Annotated in this window: 10 protein-coding genes and 1 tRNA gene; 6 read left to right on the forward strand and 5 right to left on the reverse strand. The window is 71.6% G+C overall.

The features are described from left to right. Positions 1-201 precede the first annotated feature (201 nt). The 3 genes from F0L68_RS13465 to F0L68_RS13475 are packed head-to-tail and all read left to right on the forward strand — an operon-like array spanning position 202 to position 4,382. Entirely contained in the window at positions 202-2,316 is a 2,115-nt protein-coding gene (locus tag F0L68_RS13465; protein WP_438672281.1) for a bifunctional MFS transporter/dTMP kinase, read from the forward strand. Continuing rightward, entirely contained in the window at positions 2,313-3,542 is a 1,230-nt protein-coding gene (locus tag F0L68_RS13470; RefSeq protein WP_149849868.1) for a DNA polymerase III subunit delta', read from the forward strand. The genes F0L68_RS13465 and F0L68_RS13470 overlap by 4 nt, the downstream gene beginning before the upstream one ends. Positions 3,543-3,602: 60 nt before the next feature. Next, positions 3,603-4,382: a hypothetical protein gene (locus F0L68_RS13475; RefSeq protein ID WP_149849869.1), complete on the forward strand. Its 780-nt coding sequence runs from the start codon at positions 3,603-3,605 to the stop codon at positions 4,380-4,382. 22 nt (positions 4,383-4,404) lie between these two features. Here F0L68_RS13475 and F0L68_RS13480 read toward each other — a convergent pair whose 3' ends face one another. Genes F0L68_RS13480 through kduI form a run of 3 tightly spaced genes read right to left on the reverse strand, consistent with a single transcriptional unit; the run spans position 4,405 to position 6,769 of the window. After that, on the reverse strand, positions 4,405-5,175 hold the full coding sequence (locus tag F0L68_RS13480) for an IclR family transcriptional regulator (RefSeq protein ID WP_149849870.1): 771 nt from the start codon (positions 5,173-5,175) through the stop codon (positions 4,405-4,407). After that, the gene (locus F0L68_RS13485) at positions 5,172-5,945 is read right to left on the reverse strand and encodes an SDR family oxidoreductase (protein WP_149849871.1); all 774 of its coding nucleotides are present in this window, start codon (positions 5,943-5,945) and stop codon (positions 5,172-5,174) included. The genes F0L68_RS13480 and F0L68_RS13485 overlap by 4 nt, the downstream gene beginning before the upstream one ends. Then, positions 5,942-6,769, reverse strand: a complete 828-nt coding sequence (gene kduI, locus F0L68_RS13490; protein ID WP_149849872.1) for a 5-dehydro-4-deoxy-D-glucuronate isomerase — start codon at positions 6,767-6,769, stop codon at positions 5,942-5,944. Before kduI ends, F0L68_RS13485 begins: the two co-directional genes overlap by 4 nt. 205 nt (positions 6,770-6,974) lie before the next feature. Between kduI and F0L68_RS13495 the strand changes: the two genes are divergently transcribed. Continuing rightward, positions 6,975-8,552: an L-lactate permease gene (locus F0L68_RS13495; protein ID WP_223198756.1), complete on the forward strand. Its 1,578-nt coding sequence runs from the start codon at positions 6,975-6,977 to the stop codon at positions 8,550-8,552. Between the two features lie 56 nt (positions 8,553-8,608). Here the strand turns inward: F0L68_RS13495 and F0L68_RS13500 are convergent, their stop codons facing one another. Then, positions 8,609-10,534, reverse strand: coding sequence for a prolipoprotein diacylglyceryl transferase (locus tag F0L68_RS13500; RefSeq protein WP_223198757.1), 1,926 nt, complete (start codon positions 10,532-10,534; stop codon positions 8,609-8,611). 120 nt (positions 10,535-10,654) lie between these two features. Here F0L68_RS13500 and F0L68_RS13505 point away from each other — a divergent pair. Then, positions 10,655-10,728, forward strand: a tRNA-Thr gene (locus F0L68_RS13505). 219 nt (positions 10,729-10,947) lie between these two features. Then, entirely contained in the window at positions 10,948-12,117 is a 1,170-nt protein-coding gene (locus F0L68_RS13510) for a serine hydrolase domain-containing protein (RefSeq protein ID WP_188316553.1), read from the forward strand. A gap of 46 nt (positions 12,118-12,163) precedes the next feature. Here the strand turns inward: F0L68_RS13510 and F0L68_RS13515 are convergent, their stop codons facing one another. Next, positions 12,164-13,348, reverse strand: a complete 1,185-nt coding sequence (locus F0L68_RS13515) for a cytochrome P450 (protein WP_149849875.1) — start codon at positions 13,346-13,348, stop codon at positions 12,164-12,166. Between the last annotated feature and the right edge of the window lie 5 nt (positions 13,349-13,353).

A 13,353-nucleotide genomic window follows, 5' to 3' on the forward strand; every position in this document is an offset into this window, starting at 1 on the left:
GCCGGTTTGTCGACAACGTACGGTGACCGGTTGATCGGCGCGCTGTAACGATTCCGACCGAGCGGCTCCCGGCTCATCGTGGCCGGTCACACTGGGTGCGAGCGGCGCGGGCCGCCGCCGGACCCGACCTCGCGGACCTGGCCGCCACGCTGCGTCAGGACGGTTACCCTGACCATCTGCGGCACGGCGCGCCAGACGGGGGTGGACGACATCGACGGCGGTGACGCGGTATCCGAGGCCGGCAGGGGCGGACCGGTCGTGTCCGACGCGTCGACGGCCCGTCGGATCCGCAGCGTGCTCGCCATCCGGCCCTTCCGCCGGCTCTGGGGCGTCACCTACCTGTGCAGCATCGGGGACTGGCTGTCCCTGCTCGCGCTGACCGGCCTCGCCTCCAAGCTGCTCGCCAGCAGCTACCAGTGGCAGAGCTTCTCGTTCGCGCTGGTGGTGCTCACCCAGCTCCTGCCCGGCATCCTGTTCGCGCCCATCGGCGGGGTGCTCGCGGACCGGTTCGACCGCCGCAAGGTGATGGTCGTCTGCGACCTGCTGCGCTGCACGCTGTTCCTGTCCATCGCCATCGTCGGCACGGCGTGGTGGCTGTTCATCGCGAACTTCCTGGTCGGCAGCTGCGCGCTGCTGTGGATCCCGGCGAAGGACTCGTCGGTGCCCAACCTGCTGCGCAGGCCCGACCAGGTGGAGACCGCCAACCAGCTCGGGCTCGTGATGACCTACGGCATCTCCGTGGTCAGCGGCGCCGGCCTGTTCTCGGTGATCTCGGCCGTCGGACCCGCGCTGCACGTGTCCACCAACAGCGCGCTCGGCATCGCCAACGTCATCGTGGTCGTCAACGGGCTGCTCTACCTCAGCTCGGCGATCCTGATCGCCACCAGGATCCCGGAGCTGTCCGGACGCCCCTCCTCCGGGCACACCAACAAGCCGGACGAGGACCGCCCCGGCTTCTTCGCCATGTTCCGCGACGGGCTCCGCTTCGCCAGCGTCACGCCGCTGGTGCGTGGGCTGATGATCGGCATGATCGGCGCGTTCGCGGCGGCCGGGGCCGTGGTCGGCACCGCCAAGCTCTACGCCAACAGCCTGCTCGGCGGGGACGCCGCGTTCGGCATGCTCTTCGTCGCCGTGTTCGTCGGCCTGGCGACCGGCATGGCCACCGCGCCGAAGCTGGCAAGGCGGCTGACCCACAGCAGGCTGTTTGGCGTCTCGATCGTGGTGGCCGGGCTCAGCCTCGTGCTGGTGGCGCTCGCCCCGCACCTCGGCGTCGCACTGGTCGCCGTCGCCATGGTCGGCGGCTGTGCCGGGGTCGCCTTCCTGACCGGCATGACCATCATCGGCTCGCAGGTCGAGGACGCGGTGCGCGGGCGGGTGCTCGCGCTCCAGCAGTCGTTGATGAAGATCATCCTGTTCGGCGCGACGACGGCCGCGCCGCTGCTGGTCGGCGTGGTGGACATCAGGACCGTCACCGTCTTCGGGCGGCACCTGATGATCGACGGCACCCGGCCGGTGCTGCTCGGCGCCGGGATCCTCGCGGCGATCGTCGGCGTGGTCGCCTACCGGCAGATGGGGGACCGCAGCACCGCGCCCATCCTGTCCGGGCTCGTCGCGGCCATCCGGGGCACCTCGACCAGGATCAGCGGGCTGCTGATCACCGTCGAGGGCGACACGCAGGCCGACACCAGCGCGCAGGCCGGCAGGCTGGTCGACGCGCTGCGGGCCGGCGGCCGCGACGTGCTGCTGGCCAGTGATCCCGCGCTGGACGAGCGGCGGCTGCGCGTGCTGCTGGACGGCGCCGACGTGGCTGGCGCGCGGGCGCGGGCCCTGGTGGCCGCCGCCGTGCGCGCGGACCTGGTCGAGCGGGTGGTCCGGCCCGCCCTGGACGCCGGCACGCTCGTGGTGATGGAGCGGTACGTGGACAGCCCGCTCGCGCACTACTCCGCGACGGGCAGCGTCGCGGCCAGCGAGCTGGAGGGCCTGGTGGACTGGGCGACCGGCCGGCTGCGCCCCGACCTCACCGTGCTGCTGGACCGCGCGCCCGACGCGGCGCTCGCGCCGCCGACCGGGCCGTGCGCCGAGGACCTCCCACCCGGTGGGCCGGGGATCAACAGCGTCGAGCACCATTGGCGTGTGCAGCGCCTGCTCACCGAGATGGCCGCCGCCGACCCGGACAGGTACCTGGTGGTCGACGCGGACGGCTCCGAGGACGATGTCGCCGACCGGGTTTCGGCCGCGGTGCTGCCGGTGTTGGCGACCAGGAACGTGGACCTGCGGCTGGCCGGTGGCGGCCGGGCCACGGTGGAGGCCTCGTGACCTCCGCGACCGTGGCACCAACCGCGTCCGGTGTGTGGTCGGTGGTGGTCGGCCAGCCCGGCGCCGTCGAGGTGCTCAGCGCGGCCGCTGAGGCCGCCGCCGCGGTCGTGGCGGGCGGCGAGGCCTCGCCAGGCGCGATGACGCACGCCTGGCTGTTCACCGGCCCGCCGGGATCGGGGCGCTCGGTGGCCGCCAAGGCGTTCGCCGCGGCGCTCCAGTGCACCGTGACCGACGACCGGCCGGGCTGCGGCGAGTGCGCGGGCTGCCGGACCGCGCTGGCCGGTACGCACGCGGACGTGCGCGTGGTGGTGCCGGAGGGGCTGTCCATCTCGGTCGCCGAGATGCGCGCGCTCGTCCAGACCGCCGCCCGCAGGCCGACCTCGGGGCGCTGGCAGGTCGTCATCATCGAGGACGCCGACCGGCTCACCGAGGGCGCGGCGAACGCGCTGCTCAAGGCCGTCGAGGAACCGCCGCCGCGCACGGTGTTCCTGCTGTGCGCGCCATCGGACCACCCGGACGACGTGTCGGTCACCATCCGCTCGCGGTGCCGGGTCATCGCGCTGCGCACGCCGCCGGCGTCGGCCATCGCCGACGTGCTCGTCCGCAGGGACGGGGTGGCGCAGGCGAAGGCGGCCTGGGCGGCGTCGGTGTGCGGCGGGCACGTCGGCAGGGCCCGCAGGCTGGCCACCGATCCGGCCGCCGAGCAGCGGCGCGAGGCCGTGCTGCGCATCCCGCTTGGGCTTCGCCGCGCCGCCGACGTGTTCACCTGCGCGGACGAGCTCGTGAAGACCGCGGAGGCCGAGGCAAGCGAGGTCAACGACACCCGCAACGAGGCCGAGCGGCAGGCGCTGGAGACGGCGATGGGCGCCGGCGGCACCGGCAAGGGCACCGCCTCGGCGACCAGGGGAGCCAAGGGCGCGATGAAGGACCTGGAGCGGCGGCAGAAATCGCGCTCCACCAGGACCCAGCGCGACTCCCTCGACCTCGCGCTCGTCGACCTCGCCGGCTTCTATCGGGACGTGCTGATCACCGCCACCGGCGCCCGCGAGGTCAGCCTGAACCACCCGGACCGGGCGGCGGACGTGGCGACCGCGGCGGCGTCCTGGTCGGCCGAGTCCGCGCTGCGCAGGCTGGAGGCCGTGCTCGCCTGCCGGGAGGCGTTGGAAATCAACGTGAAACCCCGCATCGCCATCGAGGCGATGATCACCGCGCTGCATCGCGGCTGATCGGCTAGAACCCTTGCGGCTCATGGTTATATTGATCAACCGTTGCGCGTGAGGGGCACGATGAGCGACGAACTGTCGGCCGAGCTCGGCGAGTTGATCAGTCGGCACCGGGTCGACAACAAGAAGCAGGCGGCCATCGGCGGTTGGGCGTTCGCCATCGGCCTCGTCCTCGGCATCCTCGCGGTGGTGGCCATCGGCGGCGGCGACGACCACCCGCGTTTGGGGAGCGGCCGCGCCAGCGGGTTCGCGGCCGGGCTCGCCTTGTGCGGCCTGGTCATCGGCGGCTGGTATCTGTTCCGTGCGCTGCGCGCGGGCTCCGACGAGTACATCGAGGTGCGCGAGCACGGCCTGGTGCACGCCACCAGGAAGATCTCCCTGTGGTCCTGGGACCTGGTCTCCGACGTACGGCTCCGCCACAACGACAAGGCTGTCTCGACCGGCTCGGGGCTCGGCGTGCACTACTGGTGCACCGTGCTGTTCAAGGGCGGCGGACGGATCAGCTTCAATGGCCTGACCGACCGGCACGTGCAGCTCGGCAAGGCCATCCTGGCCAACGTCGACCTGCCGGTGCGCCTACGACCGGCGAGGAAGGAACTGCGCTGGTGGTGGCTTGCCATCGCCGCGGTCTGTGTCGGCGCGGGCCTGTGGATCGTCGACTACATAAACAGCCATCCGGACACCGAGCAGCGCATCGCCCACAGCAACTACACCGAGTTGGTGACGGTGCCGGGGATCGGCGGGACGGGCATCACGGTGCTGTCCATCGGGTTGGTGGTCGTGGGGTTCGGCGCCCTCTTCTCACTGGTGATGTTCGTGCGGGCCATGGTGAACCGGCGCTGAGCTCAACCGGCGCCGACCCGGCTCACGCGCGCCCTCGGCCGCCGAGCGCGGCCTCCGCCGCGCCGAGCTGACCGGAGATCTCCACCGCGGCGCGCAGCACTCGCGGGCCGACGGCGGTCAGCTGCGCGATGCCGCGCTCCAGCGCCAGCGCGGACACGCTGACGCCGCCGACCACCGAGCCGGTGTGGTCGCGCACGGCCGAGCCGACGCAGCGCACCCCGACCTCGTTCTCCTCGTCGTCCAGCGCGAAGCCGGACCGGCCGATCCTGGCGAGCTGGGCGAGCAGCCGCCGCCGTCCGGTGATGCTGCCCGGCGTGCGGGCGGTCAGCTCCGTCCGGTCCAGCCGCGTCGCGAGCTCCTCGGCCGGCAGCGCCGCCAGCACGGCCTTGCCGATCGCCGTGCAGTGCCACGGCAGGCTCATGCCGATCCGCGACGCCAGCCGGTAGGGCAGGTCCGCCTCGACCTTGTCCACGTACACCAGCTCGTCGCCGACCAGCATCGCCAGGTGCACGGTGTTGCCGGTGTCGTGGTGCAGCGCGCGCAGCGCGGGCCGGGCCCGCCGCACGGTGTCCGTTGGCCGGAGTCCGCTGCCGGCCAACCGCAGCACCTTCGGCCCGGCCAGGTAGTCGCCGTCCTCGGTGACGGTGGCGAAGCCCCGGTCGACCATGGCCCGCAGCAGCCGGTGCACGGTGGACTTGGGCAGTCCGGTCACCCTGGCCAGGTCGGTGATCCTGGAGTGTTCGGCCAGACCCCCAAGCACCGCAAGGGTCTTGTCCACCGCCGTGTCCGTCATCGAGCCAGCCAGCCGCCGTCGACCACGAGCACGTGCCCGTTCACGTAGTCCGATGCGGCCGAGCACAGGAACACCGCCGCGCCGACGAGGTCGGCCGGCACGCCCCAGCGGCCGGCCGGGATGCGCGCCCTGATCCCGGGTTCCCGATCGGGATCTCCCTTGAGCGGGGCCGTGTTGTTGGTGTCGATGTAGCCGGGCGCGATCGCGTTGACCTGGATGCCGTGCGGCGCCCACTCGGTGGTCAGCGCCTTGGTCAGCCCGGCGACGGCGTGCTTGCTCGCGGTGTAGCCGGACACCCGCACGCCGCCCTGGAAGCTCAGCACCGACGCGATGGTCACGATCTTGCCCGCGCCCCTGTCGAGCATCTGCCTGCCGACGAGCTGGCACAGCACGAAAACCGAGTCGAGGTTCACCGCGAGCACCCGCCGCCAGTCGGCCAGGTCGACCTCGGCCGCGTCGCCCCGGTGGATCACGCCGGCGTTGTTGACCAGCACGTCGATGCGGTGGTCGGCGAGCACCGGGGCGAGGGCAGGCTCGATCGCCGCCGGGTCGGCGAGGTCGACGGCGAGGGTGGTGACCTCGGCGCCGAGCGCGGTGGCCTGCCCGGCGACCTCGTCGAGGTCGTCGTTTCGCCCAAGCAGCACGAGGTTCGCGCCCGCGGCGGCGAGCCCGAGCGCGACGCCCCTGCCGATGCCGGTGCGGGCGCCGGTGACCAGCGCCGTCCGCCCGCGCAGCGAGAACAGGTCCACAGTGGACGGTTCGGAGTTCATCGCAGCTCCGTGATGTCGACGGGGTCCATGTCGGTGTACTCCTGGTTCTCGCCCGCCATGGCCCACACGAAGGAGTAGGCGTGCGTGCCGGCCCCGCTGTGCACCGACCAGCTCGGCGAGATCACGGCCTGTTCGTTGCGCACCACCAGGTTCCTGGTCGCGTCCGGCTCGCCGAGCAGGTGCATCACCCGATGGTCGTCGGGCAGGTCGAAGTACAGGTAGCACTCGGTGCGCCGGTCGTGCGTGTGCGGCGGCATGGTGTTCCAGACGCTGCCGTCGGCCAGCGTGGTGACGCCGAGCACGAGCTGGCTGGACCGGATTCCGTTGAGGTGCACGTACTTGCGGATCTCCCGCACGTTCGCGGTCGACGGGTCGCCGAGCCGGTCGACGGCCGCCTCCGCGTAGCGGGCGACGGCCGTCCGGTGGTCGCCGTGTGCCGGGGTGGAGAACAGGTAGAACCGGGTGTCCTCGCCGCCGGCGTGGAACCGCACGTCCACCGCGCCCCTGCCCACGTACAGGCAGTCCCCGTGTCCGAGCCGGTGTTCGACGCCGTCGACCAGCACCGCGCCCGCGCCGCGCACCGCGAGCACCGCGAGTTCCCTGCGCTGGCAGAAGAACTCCGCGCGCAGCTCGGGTGCCGGGGTCAGCGTCAGGGGCCGGTCCGGCGTCGGGGCCGCGCCGCCGAGCACCACGCGGTCGTGGTGCGTGTACACGGTCCGCACCTCGCCCGGCGCGAACAGGTCCTCGACGAGGTAGTGCGCGCGCAGCGCCGGGGTGTCGAAGGCGGCGAGCTGGCTTGGATGGGTGGAATGCCTGATCTCCATGCGCGGCGACTCCTCGCGAGTGTGTGTCGACCTCTTCCGGTCGACGCCGGCCGATGACAGCATGTGCGCCAGACCACATGGAACTACGTTCCGTGCAGCGGAACAACCCCGGGGCTCGCCATCGCGTCGCGAGTCCCACCGACCAGCCCTGTCGCTCCCGCCGCCGGCGACCGGGCCTGCTTCGCACGTCCGAAAGGCGGTCGCCGTGTATCGGCAGGATCCCAACCCGACCGGGTCGTTGGCGCTGTCCGCGCTGCTCGCCCTCGTCTCGCTCGTCGCGCTTCTCGTGCTGTTGGGCGGTTTCAGGTGGAAGGCGCACTGGGCGGGCCTGGCCACCCTCGCGCTCGCGTCCTGCGTCGCCGTCGTCGGCTACCGGATGCCCGTCGGCCTCGCCCTCGACGCGGCGGCCTACGGCGCGGCGCAGAGCGTGCTGGTGGTCCTGTGGATCACCTTCAACGCCATCTGGATCTACAATCTCACCGTCCACAGTGGACATTTTGAGGTACTGCGCAGGGCGTTCAGCTCGGTCAGCGACGACTCGCGGGTGCAGGCCATCGTCATCGCGTTCTCCTTCGGTGCGCTGCTCGAGGCGCTGGCCGGCGGCGGCGGTCCGGTGGCGATCTGCTCGGTGATGCTGATCGCGCTCGGGCTGCACCCGCTCAGGGCCGCCGCGCTGGCGCTGGTCGCGGACACCGCCCCGGTGGCGTTCGGCGGCCTCGGCAACCCGATCACCGTGCTGGCCGGCGTCACCGGCCTGCCGGCCGACCACCTCGGCGCGATGGCCGGCCGCCAGGTGTCCATCCTCGCCGTGCTGGTGCCGTTCGTGCTGGTGATCGTCGCGGACGGCAGGCGGGGGCTGCGCGAGGCGTGGCCGGCCGCGCTGACCGCGGGGCTCAGCTTCGGCGTCACCCAGTTCCTGGTGTCGAGCTTCCTGTCCTACAAGCTGTGCGACATCATCGCCGCGCTCGTGTCGGCAGGCGCGGTGCTCGTGCTGGTGCGCTTCTGGCGGCCGACCGGCGAGCGCGCGGCGCGGCCGGCAGGCGACGGCGCGGCCAGGATCCTCGCCGCGTTCGCGCCGTACGCGATCATCGTGGCGATCTTCTCGCTCGCGCAGTTCGACGCCGTCAAGGCGTGGCTGGCGAAGCTGACCTGGACGTTCCAGTGGCCCGGGCTGCACCTGCTGGCGCCCAACGGAAAGCCGGTCAATACCGGGTACGTGGTCAACCTCGGCTCGGCCACCGGCACGCTGCTGCTCGTGGCCGGTCTGCTGTCGCTGCTGGTGTTGCGCATCGGGCCGCTGGTGGCGTTGCGGACCTACGGCAGGACCATCCGGCAGTTCGGCTGGGCGATCCTGGCGATCCTGTCGGTGTTCGCGCTGTCGTACGTGATGAACCTGTCCGGCCAGATCACCGCCCTCGGCCTGTGGCTGGCGGGGGCTGGCGGGTTCTTCGCGTTCCTTGCCCCGGTGGTCGGCTGGTTCGGCGTTTCGATCACCGGCACGGACGCGGGCTCCAACGCCCTGTTCGGTGGCCTCCAGACCACGGCGGCGCACCAGCTGGGCGCGTCGCCGGTGCTGTTCGGCGCCGCGAACAGCTCGGGCGGCGTGATGGCGAAGATGATCTCGCCGCAGAACCTCGCGATCGGCACCGCGGCCGTCGGGCTGGTCGGCAAGGAGGGCGAGCTGTTCCGCCGGGTGTTCCTGTGGAGCCTCGGGCTGTTGTTGGTGATGTGCGCGCTCGTCTACCTCCAGTCCACCCCGGTGCTCGCCTGGATGGTGCCCTGACCGGACGGCGACGGGTTCGGCCGGGCGAGGGACACCCGGTCGAACCCGTCCCGGCGCTAGTCCTTGTCCTGGTCGGCCTTCGGCCCTTCGACGTGCCCAGAGTCGTCCCCGGCCGCCGACTCCGCTGCCACCGACTCCCCGGCTGTCGACTGGTCCGCGGTCGACTCGGCTGCCGTGGACTGGTCCGCGACTGACTCCGCTGCCGTCGACTCCGCTGCCGTGGACTGGTCCGCAGTCGACTCCGCTGCCGTGGACTGATCCGCCGCCGACTCCGCTGCCATCGACTCCACTGCCGTCGATGGCTCGGGCACGTCGTCCGGCTCTGCCGGCTCCCTTGGATCCGGCACGTCGTGCCCGGTCGGCGCCGCGAGCAGCGGCCGACGTTGCCTGGACGGCAGCGCGGCCACCAGCACGACGCCCGACAGCAGCATCGCGGTGCCCGTCCAGAAGATCGGAATCGTCTGGTAGGCCGCGTTCGTGTAGGCCAGCGGCGGGGTCGCGCCCTGCGCGGCCGGCGGCTGCTGGCCGCCCGGCGGCACCACGGAGGTGCCGGTCCCGCACACCACGCCGCCCTTCGGGGCCGCGGCGCGGCCGACCTGCTCGCCGATGGAGACCTGGGCGAGCGCGGAGGGCAGGTTGGGCAGCCCGAGCGCGTCCGTCGGCAGCAGCTGGAGGTCGAGCAGGCGGGCGGTCGCGCCGAGCATGAACCCGTTGTAGGGGTCGGTCAGCGCCGCCTTCTTCTCGTTCAGCTCGGCGATCTGGAGCCGCAGCACGCCAATGTCCAGCTTCTTCAGCGCGGCCGGGATGGTCTGGCCGGAGGACAGCAGGTCGCCGACGATGGGCAGCTTGGGCAGTTCGGGCAGCTCACCGGGCAGCGGGATGCCGATCGGCACGTCCAGCTTGGGGTTGGCCGCGTCGATCGTGCCGATCTCCTTGCCGCCCTGGGAGACCCGCAGGATCGGCGCGGTGTAGCTGATCGAGGAGGTGGCCTCGTCGCCGGTGGAGGTGACCACCAGCGTCGGCTGGCTGACGACGTCGATCCGCAGTTCGAGCGGCGTGCCGGCGAGCAGTTGGACGCTGGCGACCTGGAGCGTCGAGATGGACTGCACCGCCTTGTTCACCGAGCCGGGAATGTCCACCAGCTTCACGACGGAGCGCGCGCTGAGCGTGTTCGGCAGGCTCAGCAGCGAGCCCTTCGCCCCGGTGTCCGGCGTGCCGGAGAGCAGGCCGCCGAGCTGGCTGAGCGGGGCGGACAGCCCCTTGAGGCCGTCGATCAGCGACTGCTTCGCCGACGCGTCCAGCTTGGGGGTGTCCTTGGTGAGCAGGCCGCTGAGGTCGGGGATGTTCGGCAGCGACGGGATGGCGTTGAGCACCGAGACGCTGGCCAGCGAGGTGCTCGCGTCGGCGATGGTGTCGACGCAGGGGCCGGTCCTGTCGTCCCAGCGGGCGTGCACGCTGCCGTTGAGCAGGCCGACCTTGAGCAGCGCGTCCAGCGGGGTGGCCGGCGGGTTCAGGCCGCCGGTGGTCGGCTGCGGGTTGTCCGGCAGCGCGGTCTGCACCAGGGTGCCGGGGCTCTGCGGCGACTTGCCCTGGATGGCGAAGCCGAGCGGCGAGGACTGCGCGACCGAGCGCTCGAAGGACTGGAACGCCTCGGAGTTGGCCTGCGCGCTGGCCAGCCCGATGCCCACCTCGGCGCCCGCCTGCTTGGGCAGCTCCTTCTGCTGGTCGGGCGTCAGCGCTGGGGAGTTGGTGATCGCCGAGTTCGGCAGCAACCGCACCACGGTCAGCCCGGTGCCGGCGTCCCCGACCGCGTGCCCGAGCGGCTGCGGCCCGTTCGGCGTGGAGAACGGCGGCTGACCGGGGTTCACCGGGCTGGGCACCGGCGTCGTGGTCGGCACGCCGAACGCCGCAGGTGCCGAGGTCAGCGCCACCAACGCGACGGCGGCGGGCAGGGCCAGTGCGAGCGGCAGGCGTCTGCGCATCGGCGCTCCTTACTCATGGCACGGTGTGCGACCCGGTGAGATGAGGGTCACGGTGAACCTAACGACCGTCCCCCTGCTCGGTGACGCCCGGGACTACCGCTATACTTGGTCACGCACAACGCCGCCTTAGCTCAGTCGGCCAGAGCGGTTCACTCGTAATGAACAGGTCATCGGTTCGATTCCGATAGGCGGCTCTGTGAAAAAGCCGCAGGTCACCACCCGTGACCTGCGGCTTTTTCATTGCGCGGCTCCGTGTCATGTCATACCTGGGGTCCATACCTGGGGTCATCCCGCAGATGGATTCGCGATGATCATCGCCTTGCCGACGATGGCTTCAGGCCCTGCGGTCCGGCTCGTCGAATATGGGTTTCCAGTGGGGATTCCGGCCGGACTCAGGGGGAGAGGCGCTCCTCATGAGATTGAGCACGCGACGGATCATCACGGCGACCCTTGGCGTCGCGCTGTTGGCGGGGCCGGCGGTCGCCACGGCGTCCGCTGCGCCCGACGCGTCGGCGGCGCGTTCGGACAGCGGGCGGAACGACGCGGCGCTGCGGCAGGCCATGTCGGACATGGTCGCCGGCGGGGTCGCGGGCGTGCAGGTGCGAGTGCACGACGACCAGGGGGACTGGGCTGCCAGCGCCGGAGTGCGGGAACTGGGCGGCGACCGACGACCTCCGACTGATGGGCGGTTCCGGATCGGCAGCGTCACCAAGACCTTTGTGGCCACGGTGGTGTTGCAGTTGGTTTCAGAGGGTCGCGTTGGGCTCGACACGCCGGTGGACCGCTACCTGCCCGGTCTGCTGCCGGCTGGGGACCGGACCACGGTGCGCATGATCCTTCAGCACACCAGCGGGCTGTACAGCTACTCCGACGACCTCCCGATCGGGGAGGGTGCGACGCAGATCAAACCGGAGTTCCTGCGCGTCCGGTTTCGACACTTCGACCCCGAACAGCTCGTCGGGATGGCCACCGCCAAGCCGTTGCTGTTCGAGCCGGGCAGCCAGTGGTCCTATTCGGACACCAACTACATCGTGGCCGGCCTGCTCATCAAGGCCGTCACCGGTCGGGCCTGGGGGACCGAGGTGACCGGCCGGATCATCCGGCCGCTTGGCCTGCATGGCACCTCCGTCCCCGGCGACGACCCGACACTGCCCTGGCCGAACGTCCGTGGTTACGCCCAGCTCGACGGCGCGGCGGTCGATGTCACCGAGCTGAACCCGAGCATGGCCGGCGCTGCTGGCTCGATGATCTCCACCACGGCGGACGTCAACCGCTTCTTCGGTGCCCTCCTCGGCGGCACGAAGACCCTCCAGGGCCGCGCGCTGCTCGCCCCTGCCCAGCTCGCCGAGATGCGCAGGACCCGCCCAGTGGCTGAGGGCGTCGACTTCGGCCTGGGCATCCTGCGCATCACGACCCCGTGCGGGACGGCCATCTGGGGGCACACCGGGGGAATCCCTGGCTACGCGACCACCGCCTTCACCACCGCTGACGGCCGCCGCCAGACGACGATCTCCGTCACCACCAACAAGAACCCGCAGTCGGGATCGGAGACGCGGATGCTGTTCGCATCCTTCTGTCCCTGACCGGGTTTCCGGATCCTTCGGCCGGCGAATCAGCCGCGCCGGATCGTCAGCGCCGGACCATAAGCGGAAGCGCGGCGACGCCGTAGAAGCCCTGGTTCTCGCGGTAGGTCACCTTGTCCGGCTCGGCGAGCTGGATGTCGGGGAACCGGTCGAGCAGCGCGCCGAGCGCGATCCGGCCCTCCAGGCGAGCCAGCGGCGCGCCGAGGCAGAAGTGGATGCCGTGGCCGAACGCGGCCTGGCGGTTGGGGTCGCGGTGCAGGTCGAACCGGTCGGGGTCGGGGAACTGGCGTTCGTCGTGGTTCGCGGACAGCAGCCAGCCCATGATCATGCGGCCGGCCGGTACCGCGACTCCGGCGATCTCGGTGTCCTCCGCGACCACCCGCGCGGTCATGGTGAACGGCGGCCGCACGCGCAGGATCTCCTCGATGGCGCGCGGGACGAGGCCGGGGTCGGCGCGGAGTTCGGCGGCCGCGTCGGGGTTGTCGTGCAGGCACAGCATCGCGTTGCCCAGCAGCATGGTGGTGGTGATGTGCCCGGCCAACAGCAGCAGCCGGGAGAAGTTGACGATCTCGTCGTCGTCGAGTGCCTCGTCGTCGACGCGCGCCTCGACGAGCCTGCTCATCAGGTCGTCGCCGGGCCGCGCGCGCCGCCTGCTCGTGTGGTCGAGCAGGTAGGCGTTCAGCTCCGTGGTCCGCTTCGTCGCCTCCGCGATCTGGTCCTGGTCGGTCAGGTCGGTGATCTGACTGGAGAAGATGTCGTCCGCCCACCGCTGGAACAGGTCACGGTCGGTGGCTGGCACGCCGAGCAGCTCGGCGATCACGATCACCGGCAGCGGGTAGGCCAGGCCCTGCACGAGGTCGAAGCCGGCGCCGTCGATCTCGTCCAGCAGTTCCCCGGTGAGCTGGGCGATCCTCGGCTCCAGCGAGGCGACCATTCGCGGCGTGAACGCCTCGCTGACCAGCCTGCGCAGCTTGCGGTGCAGCGGGGGATCCACCGAGAGCAGGCTCCCCTTCGACGCGTCCTCCAGCTGCGGCATGATCCGGGTGAAGTCGTTGGAGAAGGTCGCGGGGTTCATCATCACCCGCTGCACGTCGTCGTAGCGGAAGACGTGGTAGATGCCCTGGGCGTCCGGTCCGACGGGCTGGTGCTCGCGGTGGTCGCGGCACCAGTCGAGTAATGCCCGGCCGCCGTCGGCGGTCGACGGCGGCGCCTGGATCGTCTGTTCTGTCATCGCCA

The sequence above is a fragment of the Solihabitans fulvus genome, assembly GCF_008386585.1.
Taxonomy (GTDB): Bacteria; Actinomycetota; Actinomycetes; order Mycobacteriales; family Pseudonocardiaceae; genus Solihabitans; species Solihabitans fulvus.

Bases quoted from the DNA above. Each gene is read 5' to 3' on its own strand.
- F0L68_RS13500 (WP_223198757.1), bottom strand. From the start codon at position 10,534: ATGCGCAGACGCCTGCCGCTCGCACTGGCCCTGCCCGCCGCCGTCGCG.
- F0L68_RS13485 (WP_149849871.1), bottom strand. From the start codon at position 5,945: ATGAACTCCGAACCGTCCACTGTGGACCTGTTCTCGCTGCGCGGGCGG.
- F0L68_RS13475 (WP_149849869.1), top strand. From the start codon at position 3,603: ATGAGCGACGAACTGTCGGCCGAGCTCGGCGAGTTGATCAGTCGGCAC.
- F0L68_RS13510 (WP_188316553.1), top strand. From the start codon at position 10,948: ATGAGATTGAGCACGCGACGGATCATCACGGCGACCCTTGGCGTCGCG.
- kduI (WP_149849872.1), bottom strand. From the start codon at position 6,769: ATGGAGATCAGGCATTCCACCCATCCAAGCCAGCTCGCCGCCTTCGAC.
- F0L68_RS13515 (WP_149849875.1), bottom strand. From the start codon at position 13,348: ATGACAGAACAGACGATCCAGGCGCCGCCGTCGACCGCCGACGGCGGC.
- F0L68_RS13480 (WP_149849870.1), bottom strand. From the start codon at position 5,175: ATGACGGACACGGCGGTGGACAAGACCCTTGCGGTGCTTGGGGGTCTG.